This window comes from Mycobacterium sp. IDUB_5 (genome assembly GCF_055419565.1).
This window is the reverse complement of the sequence record NZ_JBVAXX010000005.1, coordinates 269,762-289,758: the sequence shown is the minus strand read 5'-3', so window position 1 is coordinate 289,758 and position 19,997 is coordinate 269,762. Positions and strand designations below refer to the sequence as shown.

At 68.3% G+C, this 19,997-nt stretch carries 21 protein-coding genes; 14 read left to right on the top strand and 7 right to left on the bottom strand.

Annotated features, from left to right (window positions below):
* Positions 1 to 5 precede the first annotated feature (5 nt).
* Complete coding sequence (gene bfr, locus ACZY1G_RS18105; protein ID WP_463823199.1) at positions 6 to 497, bottom strand: bacterioferritin; 492 nt, start codon at positions 495 to 497, stop codon at positions 6 to 8.
* 211 nt (positions 498 to 708) lie between these two features.
* Here bfr and ACZY1G_RS18100 point away from each other — a divergent pair, with 211 nt between their 5' ends.
* The gene (locus tag ACZY1G_RS18100; protein WP_463816095.1) at positions 709 to 909 is read left to right on the top strand and encodes a (2Fe-2S)-binding protein; all 201 of its coding nucleotides are present in this window, start codon (positions 709 to 711) and stop codon (positions 907 to 909) included.
* Here the strand turns inward: ACZY1G_RS18100 and ACZY1G_RS18095 are convergent.
* On the bottom strand, positions 893 to 1,642 hold the full coding sequence (locus ACZY1G_RS18095; protein ID WP_463823198.1) for an enoyl-CoA hydratase/isomerase family protein: 750 nt from the start codon (positions 1,640 to 1,642) through the stop codon (positions 893 to 895). The genes ACZY1G_RS18100 and ACZY1G_RS18095 overlap by 17 nt on opposite strands.
* Complete coding sequence (locus ACZY1G_RS18090) at positions 1,639 to 2,349, bottom strand: EthD domain-containing protein (RefSeq protein WP_463816093.1); 711 nt, start codon at positions 2,347 to 2,349, stop codon at positions 1,639 to 1,641. The genes ACZY1G_RS18095 and ACZY1G_RS18090 overlap by 4 nt, the downstream gene beginning before the upstream one ends.
* A 32-nt stretch (positions 2,350 to 2,381) precedes the next feature.
* Between ACZY1G_RS18090 and ACZY1G_RS18085 the strand changes: the two genes are divergently transcribed.
* The 7 genes from ACZY1G_RS18085 to ACZY1G_RS18055 all read left to right on the top strand — a co-directional run bounded on the left by ACZY1G_RS18085 (position 2,382) and on the right by ACZY1G_RS18055 (position 11,856).
* Positions 2,382 to 4,358 carry an FUSC family protein gene (locus tag ACZY1G_RS18085; RefSeq protein ID WP_463823197.1) on the top strand — a complete coding sequence of 659 codons (1,977 nt, stop codon included), beginning with the start codon at positions 2,382 to 2,384 and terminating at the stop codon, positions 4,356 to 4,358.
* A gap of 84 nt (positions 4,359 to 4,442) precedes the next feature.
* The gene (locus ACZY1G_RS18080; protein ID WP_463823196.1) at positions 4,443 to 5,921 is read left to right on the top strand and encodes an FAD-dependent monooxygenase; all 1,479 of its coding nucleotides are present in this window, start codon (positions 4,443 to 4,445) and stop codon (positions 5,919 to 5,921) included.
* Positions 5,922 to 5,953: 32 nt separating this feature from the next.
* A complete protein-coding gene (locus tag ACZY1G_RS18075; RefSeq protein WP_463823195.1) occupies positions 5,954 to 7,324 on the top strand; it encodes an HNH endonuclease signature motif containing protein in 1,371 nt (456 codons plus the stop codon).
* An 80-nt stretch (positions 7,325 to 7,404) separates the two neighbouring features.
* The gene (locus ACZY1G_RS18070) at positions 7,405 to 8,088 is read left to right on the top strand and encodes a GntR family transcriptional regulator (protein ID WP_463816089.1); all 684 of its coding nucleotides are present in this window, start codon (positions 7,405 to 7,407) and stop codon (positions 8,086 to 8,088) included.
* Positions 8,089 to 8,164: 76 nt separating this feature from the next.
* Positions 8,165 to 9,565 carry an allophanate hydrolase gene (locus ACZY1G_RS18065; protein WP_463816088.1) on the top strand — a complete coding sequence of 467 codons (1,401 nt, stop codon included), beginning with the start codon at positions 8,165 to 8,167 and terminating at the stop codon, positions 9,563 to 9,565.
* Positions 9,562 to 10,251 (top strand): cysteine hydrolase family protein, encoded by a 690-nt coding sequence (locus ACZY1G_RS18060; RefSeq protein ID WP_463816087.1) that lies wholly within the window; start codon positions 9,562 to 9,564, stop codon positions 10,249 to 10,251. The genes ACZY1G_RS18065 and ACZY1G_RS18060 overlap by 4 nt, the downstream gene beginning before the upstream one ends.
* A 9-nt stretch (positions 10,252 to 10,260) precedes the next feature.
* On the top strand, positions 10,261 to 11,856 hold the full coding sequence (locus tag ACZY1G_RS18055) for a SulP family inorganic anion transporter (protein WP_463816086.1): 1,596 nt from the start codon (positions 10,261 to 10,263) through the stop codon (positions 11,854 to 11,856).
* On the opposite strand, the gene ACZY1G_RS18050 is transcribed toward ACZY1G_RS18055, so the two are convergent.
* On the bottom strand, positions 11,850 to 12,254 hold the full coding sequence (locus tag ACZY1G_RS18050) for a cupin domain-containing protein (protein ID WP_463816085.1): 405 nt from the start codon (positions 12,252 to 12,254) through the stop codon (positions 11,850 to 11,852). The genes ACZY1G_RS18055 and ACZY1G_RS18050 overlap by 7 nt on opposite strands.
* Positions 12,255 to 12,292: 38 nt before the next feature.
* On the opposite strand from ACZY1G_RS18050, the gene ACZY1G_RS18045 reads away from it, so the two are divergent.
* From ACZY1G_RS18045 to ACZY1G_RS18035, 3 genes are read left to right on the top strand one after another with little or no spacing between them, the layout of a single operon-like run.
* Positions 12,293 to 13,954 carry a tetratricopeptide repeat protein gene (locus ACZY1G_RS18045; protein WP_463823194.1) on the top strand — a complete coding sequence of 554 codons (1,662 nt, stop codon included), beginning with the start codon at positions 12,293 to 12,295 and terminating at the stop codon, positions 13,952 to 13,954.
* A 9-nt stretch (positions 13,955 to 13,963) separates the two neighbouring features.
* The gene (locus tag ACZY1G_RS18040; RefSeq protein ID WP_463816083.1) at positions 13,964 to 14,443 is read left to right on the top strand and encodes a nucleoside deaminase; all 480 of its coding nucleotides are present in this window, start codon (positions 13,964 to 13,966) and stop codon (positions 14,441 to 14,443) included.
* The gene (locus ACZY1G_RS18035) at positions 14,440 to 15,753 is read left to right on the top strand and encodes an alpha-amylase family protein (protein ID WP_463816082.1); all 1,314 of its coding nucleotides are present in this window, start codon (positions 14,440 to 14,442) and stop codon (positions 15,751 to 15,753) included. Before ACZY1G_RS18040 ends, ACZY1G_RS18035 begins: the two co-directional genes overlap by 4 nt.
* A gap of 18 nt (positions 15,754 to 15,771) precedes the next feature.
* On the opposite strand, the gene ACZY1G_RS18030 is transcribed toward ACZY1G_RS18035, so the two are convergent.
* Positions 15,772 to 16,203 (bottom strand): DUF1810 domain-containing protein, encoded by a 432-nt coding sequence (locus ACZY1G_RS18030; RefSeq protein ID WP_463823193.1) that lies wholly within the window; start codon positions 16,201 to 16,203, stop codon positions 15,772 to 15,774.
* 204 nt (positions 16,204 to 16,407) lie between these two features.
* Between ACZY1G_RS18030 and ACZY1G_RS18025 the strand changes: the two genes are divergently transcribed.
* A complete protein-coding gene (locus tag ACZY1G_RS18025; RefSeq protein ID WP_463816080.1) occupies positions 16,408 to 17,403 on the top strand; it encodes an esterase family protein in 996 nt (331 codons plus the stop codon).
* Positions 17,404 to 17,571: 168 nt separating this feature from the next.
* Positions 17,572 to 17,703, top strand: a complete 132-nt coding sequence (locus ACZY1G_RS18020) for a hypothetical protein (RefSeq protein WP_463816079.1) — start codon at positions 17,572 to 17,574, stop codon at positions 17,701 to 17,703.
* Positions 17,704 to 17,709: 6 nt separating this feature from the next.
* Here the strand turns inward: ACZY1G_RS18020 and ACZY1G_RS18015 are convergent, their stop codons facing one another.
* Together ACZY1G_RS18015 and ACZY1G_RS18010 are read right to left on the bottom strand one after the other, a co-directional pair.
* Positions 17,710 to 18,447, bottom strand: a complete 738-nt coding sequence (locus ACZY1G_RS18015; RefSeq protein ID WP_463816078.1) for an SDR family oxidoreductase — start codon at positions 18,445 to 18,447, stop codon at positions 17,710 to 17,712.
* The gene (locus tag ACZY1G_RS18010) at positions 18,444 to 19,367 is read right to left on the bottom strand and encodes an NADP-dependent oxidoreductase (protein ID WP_463823192.1); all 924 of its coding nucleotides are present in this window, start codon (positions 19,365 to 19,367) and stop codon (positions 18,444 to 18,446) included. The genes ACZY1G_RS18015 and ACZY1G_RS18010 overlap by 4 nt, the downstream gene beginning before the upstream one ends.
* 62 nt (positions 19,368 to 19,429) lie before the next feature.
* Between ACZY1G_RS18010 and ACZY1G_RS18005 the strand changes: the two genes are divergently transcribed.
* Positions 19,430 to 19,900, top strand: coding sequence for a nucleoside deaminase (locus ACZY1G_RS18005; RefSeq protein WP_463823191.1), 471 nt, complete (start codon positions 19,430 to 19,432; stop codon positions 19,898 to 19,900).
* Positions 19,901 to 19,997: the final 97 nt, after the last annotated feature.

The following is a 19,997-nucleotide window of genomic DNA, read 5'->3' as shown; positions in this document are numbered from 1 at the left end:
GCGTTCTAGTTCGCGCCGACGCTGGGCGGACGGGACACGCACTGGGCCAGGTACAGCTCCTCGCCCAGCTTGCCCATCAGCTCGAGCTGCGTCTCGAGATAGTCGATGTGGAGTTCCTCGTCGGCGAGGATCTCCTCGAGCAGAGTCGCCGAGGTGGCGTCACCCTTCTCGCGGCACATCATCACGCCCGGCCTCAGCCGCCCGACCACCTCGTACTCGATGGCGAGGTCGGCTTCGAACTGCTCGCGCACTGTCTGACCCACGCGCAGGGAGAACAGTCGCTGATAGTTGGGCAGGCCGTCGAGAAGCAGGATGCGGTCGGTGATCTTCTCCGCATGGACCATCTCTTCGAAGGATTCCTTGCGGGTGTGCTCGGCCAGCTCGGTGAAACCCCAATTGTCCTGCATCTTCGAATGCAGGAAGTACTGGTTGATCGCCGTCAGTTCGCTCGTCAGCTGCTCGTTGAGCAACTTCAAGACGTCGGGATCCCCTTGCATGGTCAGCTCCTCGAGAACGGTGTGGCGGCGGCACGGGCCATGTGCCGAGCACGTTCAATCTAGTGCACCGAAAACGTCGAGCCACGTAAGTCTGCCCTCATGCGAGAGGTGAGTCTGGACCATCCACGTGGAGTAAGGCTAGACTTCGCTACGGTAGGTAAGGCTAGACTCAGCTTGGTTGTGACTCCGACAGTGAGGATGGGCGTAGCGGATGTTCGTCTGCCTGTGCACCGGCACCACCCACCACGCCGTTGGTGAGCTCGTGGCCAACGGCGCCCGCACATCGCGCGATCTGGCCGAGGCGTGTGGCGCCGGCGGCGACTGCGGCCGTTGCCGCCGCAATCTGCGGGCGATCATCGAGGCACATTTCGCCCAGAAAGTTGTCGCGCCCGCAGTCAGCGTCGCTGGCTGAACTGGTCCAGCGCCGCGGCATTGGCCACTCCCCCGAGCAACTCGGCGAATTCGGCGTTCTCGCGGGCGGTGGCTTCGGCAATTCCCGGTCGATAGCCCTGTGTGATGGTGCGCTTCACCGCCGTCAGGCTCGAAATCGGTCGGGCGGCAAGCACATCGGCGTGCCGACGGGCCTCGGCCATCAACTCCTCGGGTGCGCAGACCTTCCAGGCAATGCCCATCCGGTGCGCCTCTTCGGCGTCCACCCACTCCGAGGACAGCAGCATCCAGGCCGCGTTCTGCCTGCCCATCAGCTGAGGCAGCAGGTAGGACGACGCCGCTTCCGGGGCGACGCCGAGACTGGTGAACGGGCACTTCAGGCGTGCCGTGGACGACATGAACACCAGGTCCGCGTAACCCAGGATCGTGGTCCCGATCCCCACCCCGACGCCGTTGACCGCGCAGATCAGCGGTTTGGTGAGGTCGGCGAGCGCGGTGATCATCGTCGGAAAGTTGCTGCCGCCCGTATAGGAGCCGTCGGCGATGCGCGTCTGCATCTCCTTGAGGTCGTTGCCCGCGCTGAACGCGCGGCCCGCGCCGGTCAGGAGCACCACGGCGACGTCGGGGTCCGCTGACGCCTCGGTCAGCGCCGTGGCCGTGGCGAGGTAGAGCTCCTCGGTGAAAGCATTCAGCGCCTCCGGCCGGTCGAGCACGATCGTGCGTACCCGATTGTCATCGCTGATCTGCAGAGTCACGGTGCCACCGTAGCGAACGGGTCACGGAGCACGTAGCGACTGCTGGGCACGGTGTCGACGTTCTCGTTGGCGCCGAAGGCCGAGGTGCTGGCGATCATTCGCGTCATCCGGTCGGAGAGATCGTCATCGTCGCTCGCGCCGAAGAAGGCATGCAGATCGGTGGCGGCTGCGAGGGGGAAGAGCTCCTCGACGATCGCCGAGATCGGTTCGGCCCCGGCGGTGAGGGCGCGGACCACCGTGTTCTGGGTGTAACCGAACGTCGCCTGTGTGTCGATGGCGACCTGAGTGTGGTGCCGGTGCCATCGGGTCAGCCACGTGGCCTCGTCCATTGCCGCCGGCCGGCGCAGCAGCGCGACGTTGGCCAGGCCCGGCGTCCGTTCTCCGGGAGGGGTGTGCGGGGGCTTGAGCGGAACGGACTCGGTGACCAGATAGGCCGCGAGCGCATCGCTGTGTGCCGTCAGAATCTCTGTGGCAGCGGCAATCTGGCTGCCGTAGTACTGGTCGGTCCAGATGCTGACGACGGCGATCACCGGTGGGCTGAGCGTGGTCAGGGTCATCAACGAGTCCGTGACGGCCGCGTCGCGCACGTTCACGGTCAGCCCGGCGACGCCGGTGCCGGCCACCTGCTCGGCGATATCGGTGCGCAATCGTAGAGCCCACGTCTCGTCGCCGGGCGCGCCACGCAACGTCATCATCACCTTCTCCACTCCGCGACGATAGCCCCGCGCAGAATGGGGAGATGATCACGGGTGAGACGGTGCGCGCGGCACTGCCGGAGGCTGCTCCGGTCCTGCGCAGCGTCGTACTCACCGTCGTCGCCGCGCTGTGTGCGATCCGGTGGGGCCCGGCGGGTTCTGCGACCGCGGTGGCCGGTACGGCAGTGGTCGCCGCTGTGGTGGCCCTGCAGCAGGATCCGCGCGGGCGAACCCTACGGGTGCTGTTCGTCGCGCTGGTGATGGGCGTGGCGATCCTCGTCGGAACCTCGACGTCGGCGTTCTTCGGGGTGTTCGTCGCCGCTGCCGGCCTCTGGTGTGCTCTTGCCGCCCTGCCCTGGGTGTGGGGCACGTATGCCGGGCTCGTCGCCTCCACATCGGGGGCTCTGGTCGTCGCGACAGGACTGACGGCGCCGACGTGGTCCTCGACCTTCGGGGCAGCGGCACTCGCGGTGAGTGCGGGTGCGCTGCAAGCCGCGGTCACCGCGGCGTGGCCGCCACGACGCTGGCGGCTGCAGCGGGAAGCGTTGGCCGCGGCATACCGCTCGCTCGCCGAGGATGCGACGCGACTGGCAACCCGTGCCGAGGAGTCGGTGGCCAGCGCCGAGCCGATGATCGCGTTGCGCGCGGCGTTCACGGCCGACGCGGCGCGTCCGACGCGCCGATCCGCCGGCTACCGCAACTGGTATGTGGTGCCCGGGCGCATCGGCGCCACCCTGGCCGACCTCGCGGCGAGCGCCGACCCGACCGAGGTGTTGCACGCGGCCGCGGCCACCTTGAACGCCCTGGCCGACCCCGACCGATCGGCACGCGCCACCGTCGACGCCACGCTCGCGCGACTCGAGGCCGCCGTTGCCGCCGCGGATGGCGATGCGGTGCCCGCCGCGCAACGACTGTCCGCCCATCTCCACCTCGCCGCAGCGCGTCGACCGAACGACAGGCTTCACGTCCGACCGGCTGACCTGTGGACACGGGTGCGGGTCGCGGTCGACGGGTTGCGAGAGCACATCGACCGGCACTCCCCCGTGCTGCGGCACGCCGTGCGCCTCGGTGTCGCGGTGGTTCTGGCGTGCCTGTTGGGGCGCGTGATCGCGGTGGGCGACGGAACCTGGATCGCGTTGACGGTGCTGATGGTCTTGCGTCCCGAGACGGCACACACCTACACCCGCTGTGTGGGACGTACCGCCGGGGTGGCGGCGGGGGCGCTGCTGGTCTCCTGCGTCGCCCTTGTGGCGCATGCAGCTCCGGCGGTGTTCGCAGTCCTCGCGGGCGTCTCCGTGGGTGCCGCCTACGCCGCGTCGCGGTACGGGTACGTCGCGGTGGCCGCTGCCGTCGCGGCTACGACGGCGTTCATCCTCGGGATCGACCATGCCGCCGTACTTGTCGACCCGCGCGACGTTCTGGTCGTGACGGCGATCGGCGGCGCGCTGGCCGTGCTCACCCACGTGCTGATGCCCGACGACCCGCTGACTCGGCTCGCGCAGCGGGCCGGGGAACTCCTCAAGGCCGAGATCGATTACGCGGCAACGGTCGTGAAGGTCTATCTGCACGAGATCGACAGCGCGACGGAGGTGCGGGCCACCGCGTGGGAGCGCACGTTCCGGGCTCGGGCGGCGTTCGAGGCCGCCTCCGGCGCGGCGCGTCTGGTCTCGGCGGAGCAGCGCCGCTGGTTGCGGTGCTATCGCACGGTGCTGAACTCGATCACCGGATCGTGCGCGACGCTCGAGGACAATCTGCCGGTCGACGCGTTCCCCCAACCGCACCGACCCTTCGTCCGCGCGGTCGACGAGTACGTCGAGGTGCTGTGCGGCGAACCGGTGACGGCCACCGACCCGTGGAGCGTCGACACCGACGAACTGATCGCCGCCGCCGAGCGCGTACGGCGGTCGGTGCCCGGGCACGAATCGGTCGAGGGTTCGGCCCGCGTCCTGGTCGCCGAGATCGCCGCGATCACCCGTGCGCTGTGCCTGGTCGCCGACACCCCGTGGCCTGCGGCGCGCTGAATCGCTAAGTCAACGCCTGTTGACATTTGCGTCGATCGGTCTACGGTCGAAGTCAACAACTGATGACTTGCCCGAGGAGACCTGATGACCGCACACATTCCCGTCCTCGTCGTCGGCGCAGGGCCCACCGGCCTGGCGGCGGCAATGGAACTCTCCCGACTCGGCGTCGGCGTTCGCATCGTCGACCGCGCACCACATCCGTCGCCGGAGTCGCGGGCCCTGGCCGTGCAGGCGCGCACACTGGAGCTGCTTCGGGTCCGCGGGGTCGGCGAGCAGATGCCGCCGCTGGGGAACGACGTCCGAGCCGCGGCCCTGCATGCCGGGGGCCGGCACCTCGCGCAGGTGGAACTGAGTCGGATGCCCAGCGTGTTCAACGGCATTCTGATGCTCGCCCAGTCGGAGACCGAAGCTCTGCTGGCCGAGCAGCTCGGCCGCCAAGGGGTCAAGGTCGAGCGCGGAGTGGAGGTCGCCTCCGTGCGCAATATGGCTGCATCGCAGTCTGTTTCGGCGGTACTGCGATCCGCGGGAGGTTCCGAGGAGCGCGTCGAGGCGCAGTACCTGATCGCCGCCGATGGTCCGCACAGCACCGTCCGCAAAGCACTGGGCGTGCCGTTCCCCGGGCGCACGCTGCCGCACGACTACGTATTGGCCGACCTGCACATCGCCGGCCCGGTGCCGCAGGATCAGGTGTCGATCTTCTTGGCCCGCAACGGTTTTGTCGCCATCTTTCCGATGGGTCACGGGCGCTTCCGCATGATGGCCACCGATCCCTCTGGTGTGCTGGGTCGTGGATCGACGCCGACGGTCGATCAGATGCAAGAGCTCTTCGACCGTACGGTCGGCGTGCCGGCGCGACTGCGCGGGGTGAACTGGAGTTCGCAGTTCCGGATCAACAGCCGCATGGTGCCGGATCTGCGCTCAGGCAGGGTGCTCTTCGGCGGTGACGCCGCGCATGTGCACAGTCCGGCGGGCGGGCAGGGAATGAACCTGGGCATCCAGGACATGATCAACCTGAGCTGGAAACTCGCGATGGTGCTCGACGGGCGAGCGCACCAGGAACTGCTCGACACCTACTCATCCGAACGGCTACCCGTGATCCGAAAGGTGTTGCGATTCACCGAAATCGGAACCCGGGTGTTCAACTCCACCAATCCCGTGGTGCATGCGGTGCGTATCCGGATGGCGCCGCGGGCGCTGGCGCGCGACGCCGTGCAGAATGCGGCGGCATCGATGTTCGGGCAGCTGTCGGCTGGTTATCGTGGCGACGCGCTGACCGACGGTGCGGGAGGTCTGGGTGCCCTGCGTGCCGGCGACCGCGTGCCGGATGTGGATGGTCTTTATGACGCGCTCGATCTCGGTGCGTTGACGTTGTTCGCAGGCGCCGATGCTGGCGCGGTGGTCGACGTGGCGCGGACGTGGGACGGGGTGGTGAGCGTGCGCGACGGGCACGTGCCGGAGGGTTGGCTACTGGTCCGGCCTGACGGCTACCTCGCCGCGGCTGGCGGGCCGGGCGACGGGCCCGTGCTGGAGCGCTGGCTGCGGCGGTGGTTCATGCGCCCCTGAAGTTGTCGGTGGTTCGAACTAGTGTTCGATATATGGATGTGGTGGCGGACGCGGTCGGGGTGATGCGGGGTCAGTTGGCGATCCTGCGCGACGCCTCCGACGCGCTCTCGCACCGCGAGCTGGTGGCACTGCTGGCCGAGGTGACGTCGTTCGTGCGCTCGGTGCCGGCATTGGAGCATCACATCCTGGCCCGGTTGGTGGCTGAGACGGAGCCGCGGCGGCTCGGCGAAGCGTCGTGGAAGAAGGTCCTGACCACCGCACTGCGGGTCTCCGAACGCGACGCCAAACGCCGCCTGACCGAGGCAGCGGCGCTGGGCCCGCGGCAGGCCATCACCGGAGAAGCGTTGCCGCCGGCGTGGGAAGCCACCGCTCGCGCGCAGGCCGCCGGGGCGTTGGATGCTGATCATGTCGCGGTGATCGCGACGTTTCACGACAAGTTGCCGGTGTGGGTCGATGTCGACACCCGCGCGGCCGCGGATCGGCAACTCGCCTCCCTGGGCGCAGGGTTGACCCCGGAGGATCTGCGTAAGGCGGCGGATCGGTTGGCGGCGATGATCGACCAGGACGGCCCCGAACCCACCGACGCCGACCGCGCCCGCCGACGAGGCATCCAGCTCGGTGAGCAGCAGGCCGACGGGATGAGCCGACTGACCGGATGGATCACCCCAGAAGCGCGCGCCACCTACGAAGCCATCCAGGCCAAACTCGCCGCACCGGGGATGTGCAACCCGGACGACGAGACGCCCTGTGTCGACGGCGAACCCGCCCCCGAGCAAGCGCGATCGGACACGCGCAGTGCGGCGCAACGCAATCACGATGCGTGGCTGGCCGTCGGGCGGATGGCGTTGTCCTCCGGGGAGTTGGGGTCGCACAACGGGTTACCCGTGACCGTGATCGTGTCGACGACTCTGCAGGAGTTGGAGAAGGGTGCGGGGGTGGCGGTCACCGGCGGCGGGTCGCTGTTGCCGATGGCGGATCTGATCCGGATGGCCTCCCACGCCCACCACTATCTAGCGGTGTTCGATCAGCACACCACCCAACCGCTCTACCTCGGCCGCACGAAGAGACTCGCGAGCCCGGCGCAGCGGATCATGCTGCACTCCTCAGCCCGCGGTTGCACGAGACCGGGCTGCAGCGTGCCCGGCTACTGGTCGCAGGTCCACCACATCGAGGACTGGAAGACCGGCGGCGCCACCGACATCACCAACCTCACCCTCGCCTGCGGACCCGACAACCGGATGATCGACAAAACCGGCTGGACCACCCGCATCAACAACCGAGGCCAAGCCGAATGGCTCCCCCCACCCGACCTCGACACAGACCAACGCCGCAGCTCGCGGACAGTCAATGGCTACCACCACCCCGAACGCCACCTCCTGCCCGAAGACGACCACGGACCATAGATCAACGCGGGCAACAACTTTCACTGCAGGGCAGGGGCTGTCGCTGCGGGCATCGGCAATTGTTCCTACCATTGTGTGCCATGGCAGCGCCGAGCGAAGGTCCGTCGCGGCCGGTGCTGCCCGCGACTCTCGTCGAAGTGGCCGGCCACCGGCTGCGCGATGCGATCCTGTCCGGACAGCTCGCGCCCGGCCAGAAAATCGTCGAAGAACAGCTGTGCGCCGACCTCGGTATCAGCAGGGCCCCGCTGCGCGAGGCGCTGCGTCTGCTGGCCCAGCAGGGACTGGTGGAGCACCTCCCGCGGCGCGGATCGCGGGTCACCGAATGGTCCCCCAGCGACATCCTGCAGCTGTTCGAGCTGCGATACGTCCTCGAACGGCACGCGATCGACACCGCGCTCCCCCTGGCGGATCCCGACCGTCAGCTCGAGCCGGTCCGTGCTGCATTGGATCAGATGGTCAGCGCTGAGGATGCGCTCGATCGCGATGACGCCCACCGCGCGTTCCACGCCGCGGTGGTGACCCTGGCCGACAACCGGCAGCTGGACATCGCGCTGGCGCCCATCCTGGTGAAACTGCAGCTGCCGATGGCCAAGAACCTCCGTGCGGAGGCGCACCACGGGGACCCCGCCGACGGCGTGGAGCGGCACCGGGCGATCCTCAAGGCGCTCGAGACCAACGATGCGGGGGTCGTCGCGGCAGCGCTGCGGCAGCACGGCCACCTCGACTACCTGGGACTCGACACGGACGTCAGCGCAGAGCCGTAACACGGCGGCACAGCGCTTACACAAACGACACATTCCCGACCCGCGTTCGCCATGATTCTGTCGACAATCGACAAACATGGAGGAACACCGTGGCCCGTCGATCGGTCCGTCCGTGGCCGAGATCCTGGCCTCCCACGCCAGCGGAACCGGATCGCCCGCCAAGACCGCAGCCCGCGTCGCCGACGCGATCGAGGCCCGCGGAGATGACGGCACCTGGCTGTCCACCGTCCCCCGCCACGAACTGATCGCCGCCGCCGAAGCCATCGAACGCCGGCCAGGCGCCCGCACGCTTCCGCTCTACGGGGTCCCCTTCGGCGTGAAGGACAGCATCGACGTCGCCGGCGTACCGACCACGCTGTCGTGCCCCGACTTCGCCTACGTCGCCGACGCGACCGCACCCGCGGTCCAGCGCCTCCTCGACGCCGGCGCGCTGTACGTGGGCAAAACGAACCTCGACCAGTTCGCGACGGGCCTCAACGGCACCCGCACGCCGTACACCATCCCCCGCAGCGTGTACGGACGCGACATCATCTCCGGCGGTTCCAGTTCCGGATCGGCACTGGCCGTCGCCCTGGGGCAGGTCCCGTTCGCCGTCGCGACCGACACCGCCGGGTCCGGTCGCGTCCCCGCCGCACTCAACGGCGTCGTCGGCGTCAAGCCGTCGCGCGGCCTGATCAGCACCGTCGGACTGGTACCGGCGTGCAAATCGCTCGACTGCCTCACCGTCATGGCCGGATCCGTCGACGACGCCGACCGCGTGCTCGACGTGATGATCGCCCGCGACGACGGCGACCCCTGGTCGCGCGACCGCGGTCCCCGCGTGACGAGCGCACCCCTGCGCGTCGGGCTGCCGCCCGCCGACGACCTGGAGTTCTTCGGCGACGCCGCGATGCGCGCGGCACACCTCGCGTTCCGTGACCAGCTCGCCCGCAAGCACTCGATCGTCGACATCCCCCTCGAGCCCTTCCTCGCCGCCGGTTCCCTGCTCTACCAAGGCCCCTGGGTGGCCGAACGCCTCGTCGAGTTCGGCGACTTCCTCGCCGAGCATCCCGAGTCCATCCACCCCGTGGTGCGCGAGATCTTCGCCAGCGGTCATCGCTACACGGCCGTCGACGCATTCGCCGCCCTGCAGCGCCTACAGGAACTCAAAGCCCAGGTGGGCAGGCTCTGGCAACGCATGGACGTCTTCGTGCTACCCACCATCGGCACCACCTTCACCGTCGGAGAGGTCCAAGCCGCCCCAATCGACACCAACACCGTGCTCGGCCACTACACCCACTTCGGCAACCTGCTCGACCTCTGCGGTGTCGCGGTCCCGGTCGGTGTCACCGAGAACGGAAAGCCCTGCAGCGCGATGCTTCTCGGCGCTGCTCTCACGGACGACACCGTGCTGCACCTCGCTGCGCAGATCCTCGACGAATCACGACCCGTCCGTCATGTCTCCCCCACCTCGATTCCCGCAGAGGAGCTGCTGTGAACCCGATCCCGATCGCAGCGGAACCGTCGCCGTTCCCGCTCATCGCCGGCAAGACCGCCCTGATGCTCATCGACATGCAACGGGACTTCCTGCTGCCCGGTGGTTTCGGGGAGAGCCTCGGCAACGATGTCGGCCGTCTCGCCACCGTCGTCCCGCCGCTGGCGGCGCTGCTGGCCGCGGCGCGCTCGGCCGGCGTGATGGTGATCCACACCCGCGAAGGCCACCAGCCGGACCTGTCGGATTGCCCGCCGGCCAAGCTCCGTCGCGGCGCGCCGTCCCAGCGGATCGGCGACCCGGGGGCCTTCGGCCGCATCCTGATCCGAGGCGAGTACGGCCACGACATCGTCGACGAACTCGCGCCGATCGAGGGCGAGGTGGTGATCGACAAGCCGGGTAAAGGCGCCTTCTACGGAACCGACCTGTCCGACGTACTGACCGACGCGGGAATCACCCAGCTGATCGTCACCGGCGTCACCACCGAGGTATGCGTCCACACCACCACACGCGAGGCCAACGACCGCGGCTACGAGTGCCTCGTGGTGTCCGATTGCGTCGGTTCGTATTTCGACGAGTTCCACCGTGTCGGCCTGCAGATGATCACCGCGCAGGGTGGCATCTTCGGCTGGGTCGCCGATACCGCGGCCGTCATCCCCGCACTCCGACAACTCACCACCACGGCCGCCTGAGGAGATCCGATGAGCACTGACGTCACGACAGGCCCTCAGATGGGGACCCCCGAGGAGAAGTCCGCGCCGCTGCCGTGGTGGTCGCGCGGCGATCTCAACGCGTTCTTCGGCCTTGGCTTCAACATCCTGGTCAACGTGCTGACACTGACCGGCCTGATGATCGGCGTGGTCAAGATTCCCGCCGGTGACGTCCTGGGCACCGTGCTGCCCGCTCTCGGTGTCGCGCTGATCCTCGGTAACCTCTACTACACCTTCCTGGCGCGCCGACTTGCCAAGAGGGAGAACAGATCCGACGTCACCGCACTGCCCTACGGTCCCAGCGTCCCGCACATGTTCATCGTGGTGTTCGTCGTGATGCTGCCCGTCTACCTCAACACCGACGACGCGATGCGGGCCTGGGAGGCCGGACTGGCGTGGGCGTTCATGATCGGCGTGATCGTGATGATCGGTGCGTTCGTCGGCCCCTACATTCGCAGGCTCACTCCGCGGGCGGCCATGCTCGGCACGCTGGCCGGCATCTCGATCACGTTCATCTCCATGCGTCCCGCCGCGCAGATGTGGGAAGCCGCGTGGATCGGTCTGCCCGTCCTGGCGATCATCCTGATCGGCTTCTTCACCGACATGAGACTGCCGTTCGGCATCCCCGTCGGGTTGGCGGCATTGTTGGTGGGCACCGCAATCGGCTGGCTCGGCGGCTACATGTCCGCACCCGATGTCAGCCAGGCCGTGTCCGATATCGCGATCGGTGTCCCGGATCTGCGCATCGACATGCTGGTGTCGGGATTGTCGAATCTCGCACCGCTGCTGGGGACCGCGATTCCGTTGGGCGTCTACAACTTCACCGAAGCGATGAGCAACGTCGAGAGCGCGGCTGCCGCCGGTGACAACTACAACCTGCGCAGCGTGTTGCTCGCCGACGGAGCGGGGGCAGTCGTCGGGTCGGCGTTCGGCTCGCCGTTCCCGCCCGCCGTGTACATCGGACACCCCGGGTGGAAGGACGCCGGCGGTCGGTCGGGCTACTCACTGGCCAGCGGCGTCGTCATCGGAATCCTCTGTTTCCTCGGCCTTTTCGGTGTTCTCGACGCTCTGCTGCCGGTTCCGGCGATCGTGCCGATCTTGCTCTACATCGGTCTGCTGATCGGTGCGCAGGCGTTCCAGGCGGTCCCCCGGTTGCACGCGATCGCAGTCGTGGCCGCGATCCTGCCGAACCTGGCTCAGTGGGCCAGCGGCCTGATCGACAACGCGCTCAACGCCGCCGGCACATCGGCCAGCAAGGTCGGACTGGAGGCGCTGGGCAATGCCGGTGTGGTCTACGACGGACTGCTGACGCTCGGCGAGGGTGCGGTGCTCGTCGGCTTGATCCTGGGCACGATGGTCACGTTCATCCTGGAGAAGAAGTTCCTCTTCGCCGCGATCGCGTCGGCCGTGGGCGCGGTGCTGTCGTTCATCGGCCTCATCCACGCGCCTCAGGTCGCGTGGGCGGCGAATCCTCAGGTGGCACTGGGCTATCTGCTCTTCGGCGTGGTCTGCCTGCTGTATTCATTCCTGCCGGGCGCGAAGGAGCCCGTCGAGGTCGACGAGTCCGACGTCGTCGCCGGTCACTGATCCGGGTCGGCCGCCCCCTCGGCCACGAACGGCACCGACGCGTGCTCGTCCAACACGATGTACATGCGCCGCCACGGGTCATCGCCCTCGAGGCGCCACTGGTGACCGGACCCGGTGGTGTCCTCGGCCAGCAGCACGTCGCCGGGTGAGAGCCGGAACTGCTCGCCGTCGCGGGTGGTGAACAGCAGTGTGCCCGCCAGCGTGACGACCAGCTGGCGGACCGGCGCGGTGTGCCAAGCCAGCGTACCGCCCGTCGCCGTCTCCTCCACCGTCACCGACGTCGTAGGGACGCTCGCCGACACCAGATCGTCGTTGCGGCCCGGCTGCATGTCCAGGCGGCCGATCTGCACGTGTGATGCATCGTCGGTGCCGGTCCACAGACGTACGCAACGGATCATGGCGTCACCGTAGCCGTCGCTGAATTATCGTGCCGGGTATGAGCGCACCGCCGATCGAGCCGTACTACGACCTCGGCTCCTACCATCGGCCGACTGACACGCCGTCGCCGAACGCGCAGGTCTGGTTCGACCGGGGCATGGTGTGGGCGTACGCGTTCAACCACGACGAGGCGATCGCATGCTTCGAGCGGGCGCTCGCACTCGACCCTGAATTCGCGCTGGCGCGGTGGGGCATCGCCTATGCGATCGGGCCCAACTACAACAAGGCATGGGAGGCGTTCGACCCCGTCGACCTGACCGCATCGGTGGCGCGGGCGCGTTCCGAACTCGCCCACGCCGCCGACGGGCGCGCCAGCGCGGTCGAGCGGGGGCTGATCGACGCGCTGACGGCACGGTTCCCCACCGACGATCCCGGCGATGCCGAGGCGCTGCAGGCTGGCCATGCCGCCTACGCCGACGCGATGACCGCGCTGGCGCAGGCCCATCCCGACGACGTTGACATCGCAGCGCTGACCGCCGACGCGCTGGTCAACATCACTGCGTGGGCCCTGTGGGACACCCGCACCGGGGAGCCGGCGCCGGGATCACGCGTCATCGAGGCCATGCGGATCCTCGACGCGGCCCTCGCCACGCCTGCCGGACGCGCACACCCCGGAATCCTGCATCTGTACGTCCACGCGATGGAGATGTCGAGCTCACCGCAGAAGGCACTGCCCGCCGCCGACCTGCTGAGAGGACTGGTGCCCGACGCGGGCCACCTGCAGCACATGCCCAGCCACATTGACGTGCTGTGCGGCAACTACCACGACTCCGTCATCGCCAATATCGCTGCGGTGCAGGCAGATCGACGCTTCGTCGAACGCTCGGGTCCGCTCAACTTCTACTCGCTCTACCGCGCCCACAATTTACACTTCGTGGTCTACTCGGCGATGTTCGAGGCCAACCTGACCACTGCCCTGTGGGCCGCCGACGAACTGTCGGACCAGCTGACCCTGGAGCTGCTGAGCATCCCGTCACCGCCGATGGCGGATTGGCTGGAGGCGTTCGTGCCGCTGCGCGTGCACGTGCTCGTCCGCTTCGGCCGGTGGGACGACCTGGTCGCCATGCCGCTGCCCGAACACCCCGACCTGTACTGCACGACCACCGCGACCATCCACTACGGACGCGGCGTCGCCTACGCCGCCACCGGACGGCTCACCGAAGCCCACGCCGAGCGGGAGGCGTTCACCCGGGCCTATGCGCGAATCCCGGAGAGCCGCTACCTCTTCAACAACACCAGCCGGGACATCCTGGCGGTCGCGGCGGCCATGCTCGACGGCGAGATCGCCTACCGGGCTGGTGAATTCGACGATGCCTTCGTACACCTGCGCAAGGCGATCGCGCTGGACGACGCCCTTCCCTACGACGAACCGTGGGGCTGGATGCAGCCCACCCGCCACGCCTACGGTGCCCTGCTGCTCGAACAGGGCCGTATCGAGGAGGCGGCCGCCGTCTATGCGGCCGATCTCGGTCTGGACCCGACGCTGGCCCGGCCGTGCCAGCACCCGGGCAATGTGTGGAGCCTGCACGGCTATCACGAGTGTCTGACCCGGCTGGGCCGCGACGCGGAGGCGGCGATCATCGCCCGCCAGCTCGAGCTCGCGGCCGCCCGCGCCGACGTCCCGATCCGCGCCTCGTGTGCCTGTCGCATGGATGCGTAGACTTCGCCTGTGTCTCTGAGCGCGGCGGACGTCGATCACCTGCGCCGCTGCGTGGACCTCGCTCGGCAGGCGCTCGAGGCGGGTGACGAACCTTTCGGCTCGGTCCTGGTCGACGCCGACGGTGACGTGCTCTTCGCCGATCACAACCACGTCGCCGGCGGGGACGCCACCCGGCATCCCGAGCTGGCGATCGCGCTGTGGGCCGTCGAGAATCTCAGCCCGGCGGACCGCGCTGCCGCGACCGTCTATACCAGCGGCGAGCACTGCCCGATGTGTGCCGCCGCCCACGCATGGGTGGGCCTCGGCCGCATCGTCTACGCGGCCTCGTCGGCACAACTGAGCGGCTGGCTGCACGCGTGGGACGCGCCAGCACCGCCGGTCGCCGCACTGCCGGTGAGCGCCGTCGCGCCGGACGTGCCGGTCGACGGCCCCGCCCTCGAGCTGGCCGACACCATGAAAGCGTTGTACGAGAGGGCGTTTCGCCGATGAGTGAGCCGGACTGGGTCACCCACGCCATCTGGTGGCACCTCTATCCCCTTGGCTTCGTCGGCGCCCACCCGGCCGATCCGCCGCCGGGGCCCGATGAGCATCGACTCCGGCGGATCGTGGACTGGTTCGACTACGCCCGCGACCTCGGCACGTCCGGCATTGCGCTCGGTCCCATCTTCGCGTCGCAGACCCATGGCTACGACACCACCGACCACCACCGCATCGACGGGCGCCTCGGCGACGACGGCGACTTCGACCACCTGGTGACCGAAGCTCATGACCGCGGACTGCGCATCCTGCTCGACGGCGTGTTCAACCACGTCGGCACCGACTTCCCCCGCTACCGTGACGCGCTCGCCGGCGGCGACACGTCCTGGTTCCGGGTGCGGGACGGCGAGTTCGCCACCTTCGAAGGCCACGGCGGCCTGATCGCGCTCAACCACCGCAGTCCCGAAGTCGTCGACTACGTCGTCGACGTGATGTGCCACTGGCTCGAGCGCGGCGCCGACGGATGGCGCCTCGATGCGGCCTACGCGGTGCCCGACCGCTTCTGGGCGCAGGTCCTGCCGCGGGTGCGAGAGCGGCACCCGCAGGCGTGGTTCGTCGGTGAGGTCATCCACGGCGACTACGTGGCACGGGTGAGCGACTCCGGCTTCGACTCGGTGACCCAGTACGAGCTGTGGAAAGCGATCTGGAGCAGCCTCAACGACGCGAACCTGCACGAGCTCGACTGGGCGCTCAAGCGCCACAACGAATTCCTCGACGCGTTCGTGCCGTTGACGTTCATCGGCAACCACGACGTCACCCGCATCGCGAGCCAGCTGGACAATGCCGACCACGTCGACCACGCGCTGGTGATCCTGATGACCACCGGCGGCACCCCGAGCATCTACGCCGGCGACGAGGTCGCTTACCGCGGGATCAAAGAGGAGCGCTTCGGCGGCGACGATGCGGTGCGGCCCGAATTCGGTTCCCCGCTCGAGGGAGTCGGCGCGCACGGGCATCAGGTGCTGGCCGCCCACCAGCATCTGATCGGAGTGCGCCGCCGTCACCCGTGGCTGCACACCGCACGCACCGCACCGCTGCAGGTGACCAACACCGGCTACGTCTACGTCTCCCGAGGCGGCGGTGACATCGACGACGTGCTGCTCGTCGCCCTCAACGTCGCCGACGAACCTCTGCCGGTGTCCTTGCGCGAGTTCGGATTCGGTGCTGCCCAGGTGGTGGCCGGGTCCGGCGCACCGCCGGCGGAGACGATCACCGACACGGCGGTCCCGCCCCACGGGTGGCTCGTCCTCGCGCCGTGCTGATTTGACCCCGGGCTGATCTCAGCGCAGCAACTCCAGCGTCGCCGCATCCTCCTCGCCGCCGTAGAACGCCTCCACCACGTCGGTGAACACCGATCCCCCACCCGCACGGGCGAACAGCGTCATCGACGAACGCACCTTCAGATCGTCGGGATAGCCGAGGATGTCGCGCGCGGTCCGGCCGCGGTGGGTCAGCAGCAGAAGGGTGCACTCCTGCAGGCGCGGTCCGAGCACCGGATGCTCGAGGTAGGCGGTGGCTTCCTGGAGTGACGACACCCCGAACCGGTAGGCGGTGGCACTGTGCCCCAGGCCGCGCATCTGGGGGAAGACGAACCAGATCCAATGGGTGCGCTTGCGACCCGCGCGCAACTCGGCGAGGACCGTCTCGTAGACCCCGTCCTGGGCGTCGGTGAAGCGCTCGAGGTCGAACGGGTCGGCATCAGCTGGCGTCATGTCTGTCGTCATGTTCCGGCCTCGAGTGTGCCAGAGCGGCGCCGTTGATCACTGCGCCGAGTCGCAATCGTTAGCCAACCGCGACCGCGAATGGCTGTGTCGGGCAGTCGATCGGGGACGCCGACCGTGTTCCATGGCGGATGCACACGACGGCACGTTTGCGCGACATGTGGACTTGTAATGAAAGGTGGGTTGGTTGCCGTTATGAAGTTGAGAGAGAAGTTTCGAGGTCGGTGGGTTCGCCGGATGGCGGCCGTCGCCCTGGCTGTCACCACGCTGCCCGGGCTGATCGGCTTCGTCGGGGGATCGGCGACTGCCAACGCGTTCTCCCGTCCGGGGCTGCCGGTCGAATACCTGGACGTGTTCTCCGCGTCCATGAACCGCAACATCCGCGTGCAGTTCCAGGGCGGCGGCCCGCACGCCGTCTACCTGCTGGACGGCCTTCGCGCGCAGGACGATTACAACGGCTGGGACATCAACACCCCGGCGTTCGAGTGGTACTACCAGTCGGGTCTGTCGACGATCATGCCGGTCGGCGGCCAGTCCAGCTTCTACAGCGACTGGTATCAGCCCTCGCGGGGCAACGGCCAGGACTACACCTACAAGTGGGAGACGTTCCTGACCCAGGAGCTGCCCGCCTGGCTGGAAGCCAACCGCGGCGTGTCGCGGACCGGTAACGCGGTCGTCGGCCTGTCGATGGCGGGTAGCGCGTCGATGACCCTTGCCATCTACCATCCGCAGCAGTTCATCTATGCGGCAAGCCTTTCCGGGTTCCTGAACCCGTCCGAAGGCTGGTGGCCGATGCTGATTGGCCTGGCGATGAACGACGCGGGCGGCTTCAATGCCGAGAGCATGTGGGGACCATCGTCGGACCCCGCGTGGAAGCGCAACGATCCGATGGTCAACATCAATCAGCTGGTGGCCAACAACACTCGGGTCTGGGTGTACTGCGGCACCGGTACCCCGTCGGATCTCGACTCGGGTACGGCCGGGCAGAACCTGATGGCGGCGCAGTTCCTCGAGGGCTTCACCTTGCGGACCAACATCAGCTTCCGCGACAAGTACATCGCGGCCGGCGGCACCAACGGGGTGTTCAACTTCCCCGCGCAGGGCACGCACAGCTGGGGCTACTGGGGGCAGCAGCTCCTGCAGATGAAGCCGGATATCCAGCGGGTGCTCGGAGCTCAAGCCTCCGCGTAAACCCTCACACTCAGAGAGCCTGCCGTTTCCCCCGAGCGGCAGGCTCTCTGCTGTGTGCCGGTCAAAGATGACCAGCATGTGACCACCGCTGAGCAGCCGGGTCTGTTGCGTTTGAGGCGACACCGCCGGGGGGTATCTCGGGGCTGGTCGGATGCGACGGTCGCGCCGATGCCGATAAGCCCTCTGGAGACAGCCGTGATCCCGTTCATCTGCCCCACCTGCGGTTCGGTCGACATCGACATCGATTTCGACTCGGCCGGTTGCGGCTCCTGTGTCACCGGCGCCAAGGACGTCGCCTGAGCGAGGTCAGTTCTGCCGGGTCGGCCGGATCGTGAGGTCACCGATCTCCACGTCGTGCGGCTGCTCGATCGCGAAGGCGATGGCGCGGGCGACCGCATCGGCGGGCAGGCCGAATTCGTCCATCTGAGCTCTGATCTGGGCGGCGAGGGCGGAATCGGTGACCGAGCCGTCCAGCTCGGTGTTCACGAAGCCAGGTGAGATCGACGTGGTCCTCACCACGCCGTCCGTCGACTCCTGACGCAGCGCCTCCATCACGGTGCGCACCGCGTTCTTGGTGGCCGCGTAGACGCCCATCGTGGGAGTGATCTTGATGCCCGCAGTCGACACCGTGGTGACGATGTGCCCGTGCCCCTGTCGGCGGAACACCGGCAACGCGGCGGCGATGCCGTACAGAACGGCGCGAACGTTGACGTCGATCATCGCGTCCCAGCCGGCGACATCCCCGGCGGCCAACTCTCCGATCGTCGCGATGCCGGCGTTGTTCACCAGGACGTCGAGCCTTCCGAACCGGTCGACCGCGGTGTCGACGACGCGTTGCACGTCGTCGGCCACAGTGACGTCGGCAGGAACGGCGACCGCGGCGTGCGGCAACTCGCGCACCAGCGCCTCCAGCCGGTCCGTGCGGCGGGCAGCCAGAACCACCTGCGCACCCCGGGCGGACAGCAGGCGCGCCGTCGCCTCGCCGATGCCGCTGCTTGCGCCCGTGATGGCGACGACCTGGCCGGTGATCGGGTCAGTGGTCACGGGCGTAACACCACCTTGCCGCGGCTGTGGCGGGCGGCCAGTTCTGTGTAGGCGGCGCGCACCTCGTCGAGGGGGTAGACCGCAGCGATGGGCAGGTCCACTTCGCCGCGGGCGATGAGGCCGGCCAGCTCGGCCAGGTCTTCGATGCCCGACTCGGCGCTGCCGACGGACTGGACGCCGAACCGTTCGACCGCCGCGAAGTCGATGATCGTGTCCACGCGCGTGGGTGCCACCCCGAGTTCGGTGACGGCCAGCTCGACGTACCCGCCGCCGAAGAGATCGAGGAACGCGTCGACCCGGCCGTCCGGCGCGGCGGCCCGCAACCGCTGCGCGAGGCCGTCACCGTAGTTGACCGGGATGACGCCGTGGTTGCGGAGCCAGTCGTCGTTGGCCGGGCTCGCGATGCCCAGGACGGTCGCACCGGTGCGCACGGCGAGCTGAACGGCCAGGGTGCCCACACCCCCCGCAGCCGCCGACACCGCAACGGTGTCCCCTGCGGTGAGCCCGAGCGACCGCACCGCCGCGCACGCCGTCGTCCCCGCGACGTTCAGCGATCCCGCCTGCTCCCACGACAGTCCCGCAGGTTTTTGGGTGACCTGGTCCGCCGGAACTACGACGTAGTCTGCCTGACTGGACCGCTCGTGTGAGAAGCCGAGGACTTCGTCGCCCGCGGACACACCGGTCACATCCGGCGCCACCTCGACGACGACACCGGCCACGTCGCTGCCCTGACCGGAGGGGAACGTGGCGGGCCACCGATCGTGCAGAAAACCTTCTCGGATCAGGGCCTCACCGGGGTTGATGCCCGCGGCGCGCACCTCGATCAGCACCCGCCCGGGGCCGGGCACAGGTCGCGGAACGTCACGGACCTCGAGGACATCGATGCCGCCGTAGTGGTCGAATTGGACTGCTCTGCTCATGGGAGCTACGACCCGCGTCGGCCCAGGACTATTCCGCGCTCGAACCGGTTATCAGTCAACTCGTGGATTTCGCGCAGCGCACCGTCGATCTCGCCCGCCAGAACGTGCTCGAGGGAGGTCGGCCCTTCGCCACCGTCATCGCCCGTGACGGGCAGGTGCTGGCCGAAAGTCCGAACCTGGTGGCGCAGACCAACGATCCGACCGCCCACGCCGAGATTCTGGCGATCCGCGCCGCCTGCACAGCCGTCGGGTCGGAGCACCTCACCGGCGCCACCATTTACGTGCTTGCCCACCCGTGCCCGATGTGTCTCGGCTCGCTGTACTACTGCTCCCCCGACGCCGTCGTCTTCCTCACCCAGCGCGACGAGTACGCGCCCTACTACCAGGACAACCGCAAGTATTTCGAACTGGCCACGTTCTACGACGAGTTCGAGAAGTCCTGGCAGGACCGTCGCCTGCCGATGGAGCACCGGCCCCACCCCGACGCCCTCGGCGTCTACCGGCTCTGGCAGGAGCGCCGACCGGAGGCCTGATCCGCTCCGGATTCAGCTCTGCGCGATGTGGGGCGTCGCGTTGATGATCGGGACCCGGCGCGGGAACAAAGTCCGGTAACCCAGGGTTGAGCGCATC